General features: G+C 35.6%; 9 protein-coding genes. 7 read left to right on the forward strand and 2 right to left on the reverse strand.

Features of this window, described 5'->3' with window-relative positions; translation table 11 throughout:
• Positions 1-223: 223 nt before the first annotated feature.
• Genes ABU914_RS15055 through ABU914_RS15075 form a run of 5 tightly spaced genes read left to right on the forward strand, consistent with a single transcriptional unit; the run spans position 224 to position 3,293 of the window.
• Positions 224-964 (forward strand): hypothetical protein, encoded by a 741-nt coding sequence (locus ABU914_RS15055; RefSeq protein ID WP_379670514.1) that lies wholly within the window; start codon positions 224-226, stop codon positions 962-964.
• Between the two features lie 27 nt (positions 965-991).
• A complete protein-coding gene (locus tag ABU914_RS15060; RefSeq protein WP_379670515.1) occupies positions 992-1,783 on the forward strand; it encodes a hypothetical protein in 792 nt (263 codons plus the stop codon).
• 33 nt (positions 1,784-1,816) lie between these two features.
• Entirely contained in the window at positions 1,817-2,275 is a 459-nt protein-coding gene (locus ABU914_RS15065) for a hypothetical protein (protein ID WP_379670516.1), read from the forward strand.
• A complete protein-coding gene (locus ABU914_RS15070) occupies positions 2,272-2,715 on the forward strand; it encodes a DUF5085 family protein (RefSeq protein ID WP_379670517.1) in 444 nt (147 codons plus the stop codon). Before ABU914_RS15065 ends, ABU914_RS15070 begins: the two co-directional genes overlap by 4 nt.
• Positions 2,716-2,729: 14 nt before the next feature.
• Positions 2,730-3,293: a hypothetical protein gene (locus ABU914_RS15075; protein ID WP_379670518.1), complete on the forward strand. Its 564-nt coding sequence runs from the start codon at positions 2,730-2,732 to the stop codon at positions 3,291-3,293.
• A gap of 505 nt (positions 3,294-3,798) precedes the next feature.
• Here the strand turns inward: ABU914_RS15075 and ABU914_RS15080 are convergent.
• Entirely contained in the window at positions 3,799-4,155 is a 357-nt protein-coding gene (locus tag ABU914_RS15080; protein WP_379670519.1) for a hypothetical protein, read from the reverse strand.
• A gap of 209 nt (positions 4,156-4,364) precedes the next feature.
• Positions 4,365-5,354: a GDSL-type esterase/lipase family protein gene (locus tag ABU914_RS15085; protein WP_379670520.1), complete on the reverse strand. Its 990-nt coding sequence runs from the start codon at positions 5,352-5,354 to the stop codon at positions 4,365-4,367.
• 320 nt (positions 5,355-5,674) lie between these two features.
• On the opposite strand from ABU914_RS15085, the gene ABU914_RS15090 reads away from it, so the two are divergent.
• Together ABU914_RS15090 and ABU914_RS15095 are read left to right on the forward strand one after the other, a co-directional pair.
• Positions 5,675-6,073: a YugN-like family protein gene (locus ABU914_RS15090; protein ID WP_379670521.1), complete on the forward strand. Its 399-nt coding sequence runs from the start codon at positions 5,675-5,677 to the stop codon at positions 6,071-6,073.
• A 652-nt stretch (positions 6,074-6,725) separates the two neighbouring features.
• The gene (locus ABU914_RS15095; RefSeq protein WP_379670522.1) at positions 6,726-7,013 is read left to right on the forward strand and encodes a hypothetical protein; all 288 of its coding nucleotides are present in this window, start codon (positions 6,726-6,728) and stop codon (positions 7,011-7,013) included.
• The last annotated feature ends 583 nt before the right edge of the window (positions 7,014-7,596 follow it).

Raw genomic sequence — 7,596 nt, forward strand, 5'->3', positions numbered from 1 at the left:
TTTTATGATAGAGTGCCTTCTCTTTTTTGGCTAGTAAATAAGGTGAAAATATCCCCCGAGTAAAATATTACACATATCGATGTTAGGTAAATTAAACGCTTCTGATCCCAGCACTCGAATTACCGAGTTTGGTGGAAAGGAAAATAAAGATTTAACAAGTCTGATTTTAACAATTCACACGGTTCAGCAAGGACGCCCTGCGGCTACAAGCTACGCGATGTACATGGCTGGAAAAAAGGGGACCTTAACGACATCGTTGCATCCGGATTTGCGAACGGGAAAAACAGGTTACCGTATAAACGCAAACGAGGAGGCACTAAAACGTTTAGGTGTAACACCAGATTTTAAAGCAAGAAGTGAACTAATGTATCGATTACCGAAGGATCCCAATAAATGGAAATACCATCACTATGCACTTGCAGAAAAAAACCAAGCGACGCTCAAGTATGCGAGTAACAAGCCGGGAAGTTCGGGTTGGTCAAAAACAGGTCAAGAAGCACTAAAAAAACACCCTGAACTTGCGTACTGGAATGATAAAGCCAAACTTTCTCAAAAAGCAAAAACGGTTTTAAAAGAAGCGGGCGTAGGCGCGTTAAAATCTTTCAAAGACGCAGTTGATGTACGAGGCATTGCAAATAGTGGTTTATTAAAAGGCACTGGAAAGGCACTTGGGCCAATAGGGGCGGGGTTAAGCTATTATAATAACCTGCAAGATGCAAATAACGATGGATTGACAGGAGCAGATGCAGCGACAAGAGCTACTGTCGACACAGCCATTGATTTAGCTGTAGGAGGAGCGGTGCAGGCAGGGAGCGTTGCGTTGTTTACCGTGATTATTCCAGCACCTGGTGTTGGGACAGCTATAGGCGTTGGAGTTGGGATTCTGGCAAATATTGCTTTAAATACTAAGTGGGGTAATAGTAAAAAGACACCAATGGATCACATAAAAAGTTGGTTTCGTTAAGAATAAATGAAAGGGTTAAATAAAGTTATGTTAAAAAAACTAAACTTTGAAGATTTTGCAGTTCTTAGAGGGCCATTTGAGTCGGGAAGACAGAGTCCAAGCTCTTTAAGTGCCGCATTAATATTATCAATATTTATGCAGGCGTTATTTATTTTTTTAGAAAAATATATTGGTAATTATTCAATATATCCGCATACAGAAAGAATATTTAATATACATTTATGGTTATCAATTATTCTGGCAGTACTTTCAATTATTTACTCAATCCCCGTTATATACATGAGGAGTCAAAAAATCCAATATTTATTAACAATTTCAGTATCCCAAAATTTAGGTTCAGTATCTATTTATATATTAATTTTATTTATGTTAGGTGCAGAAGCCGAAACTTTTCAAATGGATTCAAATGAAATCGTAACATGTATGTACGTAATATTATTGTTGGGGATTATTGTGTTTATTCTAACTTCTATTCGTTTTTATATTCTGCTTAAAAAGGGTCAATACCGAAAGGGCTCTAAAAAGGATAAGTTAAGAGCAAAGTTTGAGAAGAAGTCATTAGTTCCGGTTGCGATTATAGGAAGTACAGGTTTAGTATTTATAATTCAATTTCTTATTAGAACATTTGGTATACAAGACTTTCAACTTATAATTATGATTTCACTCGCCACATTAATTTTTCTCACGATGCTATTCGTATTACCCGAACAACTTGTCCTCTTATACTGTAAGTTCCGATTTAAAAGCTTTAATTTCGATCGAAGAGGCAATTTGTATTTCATTGACAATGACTTGGAAAAATCGGCCAAAGTGAAATAACATTTATTTTATTTTTGAGAAGGGATGATTTGGATGGGGATAGAACTTCGTTCGTTACAATTTGATAACTTACTAGTCCATGAAACGAAACAATTAAGGGAAAATTGGCAAGAGGGTATATTTATTATGGAGGACTTTACCCTTAATGAAGATGTATATCAAAATGGACCAATCTTTTTTTCTGTTGCACCCGAACTGAATGAACCGAAGTTTGGTCACTTTACATATTATTTACCGATTAACACAACTGTTGGTCTTTCAGATGAAACATACTTTTACTTTCTTGATCGCTTCGATATTGAAAAAGCATTTGCGCTTCGACAAGCCGATCAAGAAGCTGATTTTTATGCCGCCCATAAAAAAATTAAAGATTATGCTAATGACCAACAAGTAGAATTAGAGGAAATGTTTTATTGTTTTCTTTTAGAAGTTTACGGAGAAATTATTATCGATTTGTATGTGCCTTTGAAAGAACGGAGCACGGCATTATGATTGTCGAGACTCATAGTATCGGATATCGCAATGTTGCTTCTAAGCTTTACAATTTTTTTCCTGACGAGATTGATGTAGCGATTAATGATTTTGTTGGCATTTTAACCCGACATGGCTACAACCCAACTGGTACGATCTTTTTTTCCATCATTAGCGACCCGACAGCTGAAGTGATGACGGCCGAAATCTTTCTTCCAATTTTAGAAAACAACTTCAAAAAACCAACAGAGGAAGAGGTAAGTTTTAATAGCTATTTTTTAATCAAACCAATGCTGATGACACGCATCATGGATAATTTCGATGAACAATCTCAAGTGAAATATTGGGAACTGATTCATTATATTCAACGAAAAAACTTGATCCAAAAGACGCCGGTATTTGCTGAATTTAAGCGAAGTTATAAGGACAGATCGTATGTTGAGATGAGTGTTGGTATTTAAAAGGAGCAGTGCAAATGAAAAAAATATTATCTAGCGTATTTGTAATTTTAGTGTTGTTTGTATCAGGATGTAGTTCAGACTTAAGCGGAACGTTGGAGAACGAACCTGAAACTAGAGGTGAGAAAGAAGTGGAAGATGTTCAATTACAAGTATCAAAAATGGATGAAGAAGCTGGGGTTACGACTGAGAATAACGAAATTTATCAATATTTAGATCAAATGGTTAAAGAAGATCCGAAAATGGGAATTCCGAATGATTTTAGCATTCATATCGTAGATATCGTGGAAGGATATGATGACGATACGCATGCGACGATTCTCTTTTTGGGTGTGAACCGGCTGCCAAAAGCGATGAAAAATATTTCGTTTAATTATACTCTTGGAACGGAAGACGGGGAATATATGTGGAAGGGTGTGGAAGTCATGTTGTCTGAATCAGAAGTAGGAATCATTAAACCGAACCACGCTGTTCCATATTCTCTCGAAATAACGCCAGAACAGGAAGAAATTTATATGAAATTGGAGCAAGACAATACTATCATGAATATGGAGAATTTCGATTTTGAACTTGTTGAATAGAGGAATGAAAAAAATAATAAGTTTGAATGTTGTAAAAGAGTATATGAATTTAATTTTTAGTAACAATTGATTGATTCGATTATAGAGTTTTTCCACTGCTTGTTGCCTTGCCCCTTTAATATCTACACAATTTTTGAATCATTGATCGGTTTTGTTTCCTATTATTTGCATATACTGTGAGCGGTAATGTATTTTTGAATTAAGGTTATGCATGGTGTTCCGGGCGCATCAAAAATACAAGCGCTACCGTTGAAAACCTAATAACAGTATGTATGCAGAGCGCCGCCTTCATCTGGAGAAGGGCGCTCTCCTTTTTGTGCATAACTAAGCTAGGAATGAATATCGCATTACGATATGTTATTAAAGGTCGCAATTCTTTCTACGACGCATTACGGCGATTTGGACGATTCCGGTTCCAATGACAAACAACAAGAATCCGGCAACAACCAAATTGTAGTAGGGAGTAGCTGTTATAGGTAATTTACCGCCTTTGTCTTCCTTATCATTAGAGGTAACAGGGGCTTTTTAGTTTGTAAGAAGTTGGGACAACTGTCTTATCTTTAGATTTATCGTTAGTGTCTTGTTTGTCAGTGTTTTTCTCACCGTCATTAGGAATTGGTTTATCCGTTGTATCGGTGTTGATGCTGGCAAACATGCCGTATGTACCCGAAAAGTCAGAAGCAGTCATTTTAATCTGGCGAGCTTCTTTGTTGTTCACACCATTTTGTTTAGTCCAGCTTCCATCTTTATTTAAAAAGTATATATTAACGTCATGACTAGCATGTTTGGCGTTATAACCCATCATCAAATGAAAATTGCCCGTATAGTCCTTGTTGCCATCAGGAAATTGGAATGAAAACATTAGCGTATCTCCAGCTACAGCGAAATTTTTTCCATCAGGTTTCCTGCCGGTCGAGACGGTTATTATCGTGCCTAACGGTAAGTCAGAAGGCATGATGAGTTCAGTTAACGTCTCGGCAATCGTTATATGATCGCCAGGATTTACGACAGATTTTTCATCGAGTTGAATTAGTAAAGTTTGTCCAACGACGTTAATAGCAACCTCTGAATTTAAATGTTCATAGCAACTTCAATTGTTGCAGATCCGATCTTTTTGGTTGAAATAAGCCCATGTTTATTAACTTCAACGATGTTTGGATCAGAAGACTCATATGTTGCTTTTTCTGTTATACCGAGTGACTCACCGTTAGGATTGATTACTTCTACTTTTAATTGCTCGGTTTGTCCACTATTCAGTTGGAGTTGCTCTTTAGATACAGACAGCGTGTAAACATCATTAATCAGATTTTCTGAATCGTTTGGTTCACTAGGACCTTTGGCTAAGTCTGGTAAAATGTACGCCAAAAAGGCTTGCGCCATCGCTTCATACCCAGCCTCATTCGGATGAATATTCGTTTCGTTAGGTAAGTATTCTTTATATTGAACTTCAAAGACCTTAAACGTTGGAACGAAGGTAGCCTTTTGGTTTTCCGTTCCACTTTCGAGTGCGGTATTTAAATTTGAAATTAGTTCTGTAACGAGGGGCTGCATGTTATCTTCTAAATACGGAAAGGCGTTATAATAACCCATGACATATACAGAAGCATCGGGGTTAAGATACTCGATGATGTCAAGGATAAACTCCATATTTCTTTTTATATTTGCGGTTTCTTCCGCAGCTATTGCTTTTAACTCAAGTATTTCTTCAGGTGTCATATTTTCAAGATCAATATTATGTACGTTTCCTACGGCGTTAAGCAGATCGTTTGCACCAGCATCAATTGTTACGATATTTGCAGATTTTAATTTGTTTCTTAGATGGAGATCGACGTCGAGTTGCCATAGTACATCACTTGTCGTGAAGCCTGCTACGCCTCTTTTGAAGGAATTCAAATCATAACCTTCTTCAGTGAGATAATGATGGATGAAAGTGGGATATCCTTTTCCAAATGTCCAGTTGTGCAACATTCCAGCGGCTAGAGAATCTCCTAGTGATACGTAATTGACAGATTGCGGTTTGCTGTTGGCATGTGCATGAACAGGAATCAAGCTTAGTAACATGACAAGTAATAATAACGACTACGATTGAGCGTTGTTTATTCATTTCGTTACCTCGTCCTTTCTGATTAATTATAAAATTCGGAATCCATCGTACACGTTTTAAGCTTGTTTGCAAATCTGTAAAAAGTTGTTAAAAAATTCAAAGGGTCACCCTTCTTTTAGTACAAGCTAACCAAAATGCCTATTATGAAATAACGTATTATCATGAAATTTTGAATAAAACGTAAGTAACACGTAGAACGTAAATTGATGGGAAGTGTAGAATGTTTTTCCTAAAAATGGACATGCTAACGATGACTTTATTTTTAGGAGGCGGTAGGATGATTCCAATTGAATCTAGTGTGACTGGGAAGCAGTTTCGACTCCAATTTCTTGAAGAAAAAATGAAGCCTATGGGCTATGTCATTGGAGGTAATTGGGAATATGACAGAGGGTCGTTTGATTATAAAATGAGTGATGAAGATGAATATTTATATTTGCGCGTTCCATTCGTTGCCGTAAAAGGATCTCTTGATGTGCGCGGGACAGAAGTTGAATTACAGCAACCTTTTTTGCTTGCCCACCAATATGAAAGTGGTATTGATGAGGAGGCAGAAAGTGCTGGGATGTTAAATCAGTTTCAAGAACCAGAAGACAAAGATGCTCCATTTCCCCCAGAGTGGAAAGATAAAGGAGTCCAACTTGTAAAAGAATTGGAGCAAACCATTTTAAACAGTTAATATTTACAGATTATGCAAAAGCACAAAAATGGAAGTATTTTGTGAAAATGACCAAATATTCAAAGGATAGGGTGCAAAGCTAATCCAAAATTTCAACAATGAAATAATATTTGCCAAGTCTGGTAAATAAAATGCTTGTTTGTTTGGCTATTCTGTCTATTAAAGATAGAATAGCCTTCTTCGTAATGTAAGATTAACGATGGTTTATATAAATTTGGGTATTGCTCTAAGTCAAATTTTAAAAAAATTATATTTTTTAAACTGAATATAGCAACCTCATTTCCTTTTGCATATTCTTTGAAATAATAGTTTGCGTCTTTGTTAAGATATCATGAAGTTGTAGTGTATAATCTTTACAGTAAATGACAATTTTATTCAGAACAGTTTGTTTTTCTGCCTAACTATTTGAGAACCAAATGGTTTGGGAAAAATTAGGGGGAGGAATTTAGTGAAGTTTTTAACTTCGTCATTCCTAAAAAAAGTATGTGCATTTTTTCTTCTCTAGAACTAAATTTATGGGATTATGCATGGTCAACTGATATTTATATGGGTATCATAGCGACGATATGTTCATCTATATATTTTAAAAATAAAATCCCCTCTTTTATTTCTTATGATAGTGACAACAATTATATTTTTCAATTGGTTCTTGATGTTGCTAACATATATGATTTTGCTCCCTGTTGAACATCCATCGATAAAGGGAAATTATGTATTTAACAAGCAGTTAACGACTACCGAATATCAAGATGTTATGCAATTAAGAGTGACAGTATATAAAGAGGTCTTTCCTTTACTCTATGAATTTAATTATACAGCGACTGAAAGGTTTTCAAAATCTGAGGTAGAAACAATCACACTTTTTAAAGAAGGAAACTATGAAGTGAGTGAAGACGGAGGTTTAATGTCATTTGGATCATTCGTAGTTTCTTTAAAATAAAAGAACATGACATGTTTATGCTGTGTTCTCTACTTTGGCTTTAAATCTTATTCTTTCGATACAAAAGAAGTCAATGCCTTGGACCAAGCTTTGGCAATAGCTTCACCTTCTGTATATTCGTAAATTCTGATACATCAAATGCGTTCCTCAGAAAAAATAATACCTACATGGAGCACAGATGTTAAGTAATGTGTAAAATTCTTAAAACGCCTAAAAAGTCAGCAAAAGTAATATCCTCAAATCTGTTAGAAAAGATTCGGACCCGTATTTAACAGACGAGGACATATACCGATTAGGAAAACTGATATAAATTAAGTTTATCTAACGGTTTTATTGTACCAAAGGAAGTGAGATCACAATTTAAAAGGTCAATGAGTAAATTCGGCTCACTTTGACTCAAAAAAGAGGTGAATAAAATGGTAAAAAGTAACACACATAGATAAATAGTTTTCCTATCTCTAAAGAGTGAAAGACATTAATTTACTCCTCACAGCTGCTTAAGTTGGATATGTGTAATATTTTACTCGGGGGATATTTTCACCTTATTTACTAGCCAAAAAAGAGAAGGCACTCTATCATAAAA

The sequence above is a fragment of the Pueribacillus sp. YX66 genome, from assembly GCF_041725775.1.
Taxonomy (GTDB): Bacteria; Bacillota; Bacilli; order Bacillales; family UBA6769; genus Pueribacillus.

What these genes read in the sequence shown, in the direction of transcription:
- ABU914_RS15095 (WP_379670522.1), top strand. Translation starts at nt 6,726, where the DNA reads ATGTTGCTAACATATATGATTTTGCTCCCTGTTGAACATCCATCGATA.
- ABU914_RS15080 (WP_379670519.1), bottom strand. Translation starts at nt 4,155, where the DNA reads ATGTTTTCATTCCAATTTCCTGATGGCAACAAGGACTATACGGGCAAT.
- ABU914_RS15060 (WP_379670515.1), top strand. Translation starts at nt 992, where the DNA reads ATGTTAAAAAAACTAAACTTTGAAGATTTTGCAGTTCTTAGAGGGCCA.
- ABU914_RS15075 (WP_379670518.1), top strand. Translation starts at nt 2,730, where the DNA reads ATGAAAAAAATATTATCTAGCGTATTTGTAATTTTAGTGTTGTTTGTA.
- ABU914_RS15085 (WP_379670520.1), bottom strand. Translation starts at nt 5,354, where the DNA reads ATGTTACTAAGCTTGATTCCTGTTCATGCACATGCCAACAGCAAACCG.
- ABU914_RS15065 (WP_379670516.1), top strand. Translation starts at nt 1,817, where the DNA reads ATGGGGATAGAACTTCGTTCGTTACAATTTGATAACTTACTAGTCCAT.
- ABU914_RS15090 (WP_379670521.1), top strand. Translation starts at nt 5,675, where the DNA reads ATGATTCCAATTGAATCTAGTGTGACTGGGAAGCAGTTTCGACTCCAA.
- ABU914_RS15055 (WP_379670514.1), top strand. Translation starts at nt 224, where the DNA reads ATGGCTGGAAAAAAGGGGACCTTAACGACATCGTTGCATCCGGATTTG.
- ABU914_RS15070 (WP_379670517.1), top strand. Translation starts at nt 2,272, where the DNA reads ATGATTGTCGAGACTCATAGTATCGGATATCGCAATGTTGCTTCTAAG.